Annotated in this window: 1 protein-coding gene; it reads left to right on the top strand. The window is 39.1% G+C overall.

Annotation, left to right across the window (positions count from 1 at the left end):
- Positions 1-500 precede the first annotated feature (500 nt).
- On the top strand, positions 501-1,356 hold an 856-nt coding region (locus tag CXF78_RS00645; RefSeq protein WP_180957007.1), incomplete at its 3' end, for a TonB-dependent receptor plug domain-containing protein.

Here is a 1,356-nt window from a genome sequence, read left to right as displayed (position 1 = left end):
TAGCCGCTGTTAATTTCGCACTACAACATCCTTGATTCAGATTAATTTCAAGTTAACATCTCAACAAGCTATATCCATCTAAATACCTCCAACGACCTTATAAAAGGTACTTTTTAGACGTACTAACCACCGCTACAACATGAACTGTCGCCAAATTGTAATACCAATATAAAAACTTACATTACCAATTCTCTTGGTTATTTTTAGCTCTGTAAAACCAGCATTCATCACAAATAAGCATAAATATTACACTCTTCAAGTGACGCATCTCTGTTTTAAACGCTATAGTCACAAGCCAGAGTACAACAGCATTGCTGGATAACGACTGATAGATTAAAGACATCATCGTATAAATTTGAAGAGACACAATTTGGTAAGACAAATAAATTAATTTGGTAATGATCAATTGCAATTGTTGGTAACGTGTTATATAAATGTATCTGTTGATTAAAACAACAACATTGGTAATACCAAAACAAACAATTTCTTTGGGGGGAATTATGAAGTTGAATAAAATAAGCGCCATGTTCAGTGGTGCTAAAAACAAAGCCAACAATATCACCATTTTTGGCGCGACTTTAACAGCCATGTTAACCATGCCAGCATTAGCTGCAGAACCAACAGCACAAACTGAAGCAGAAAAAGTTAAAGCAAGTGAAATTGAAGTTATTGCTGTTCGAGGCATATTTGGCAGCTTAAAAGCGGCTAACTTACTTAAACGAACTGACGAACGAATTGTCGATGTTATCGTTGCCGAAGATATTGGTAAATTACCAGACAACAACATTGCAGAAGCATTGCAACGTATAACAGGTGTTTCTATTGAATCTGATTTTGGTGTAGGCGAATCAGTCACGATCCGCGGTGTATCAGAAAACCTCATTTTGCTTAATGGCCGTTCAACAGCAGGTCCTGGGCGAGGTGGTATTAGTTTAGATGACTTCCCTGCTAGCTTCTTAAAAACAGTTGAAGTGATTAAATCTCCAACGCCTGAAATGATTGAAGGTGCCTTAGGTGGCACAGTTAACATGCAGACAGTACGCCCATTAGAACTTAGTGAGCCGCTAGTTGCGATTACCCTTGACGGTGAATACGCAGACAAAACTGAAAATGTTGCCCCAAACTTTACCGCCGCAATCGGTAATAGTTGGGATTTAGGTGATGCCGGTACTTTCGGTGCTGCTGCTAACGTATCTTACCAAGACCGTGAATTACGTCGTGACGAGTATTTTAACAAGGTTGATTTGCAAGACGATATCGATTTAGACGGTGATGGCACGGTTGACGTATCAGGCGGCCCTAACGGCAAATACCTTCGTAGAACTGAAAGTACAGTAGAACAAAAAACAGAACAAC

Origin of the sequence: Shewanella sp. 11B5, from assembly GCF_002836795.1 — a bacterium.
Classification (GTDB): domain Bacteria; phylum Pseudomonadota; class Gammaproteobacteria; order Enterobacterales; family Shewanellaceae; genus Shewanella; species Shewanella frigidimarina.
The sequence above is the reverse complement of the archived record's forward strand: the minus strand, read 5'-3'. Positions and strand labels throughout refer to the sequence as shown.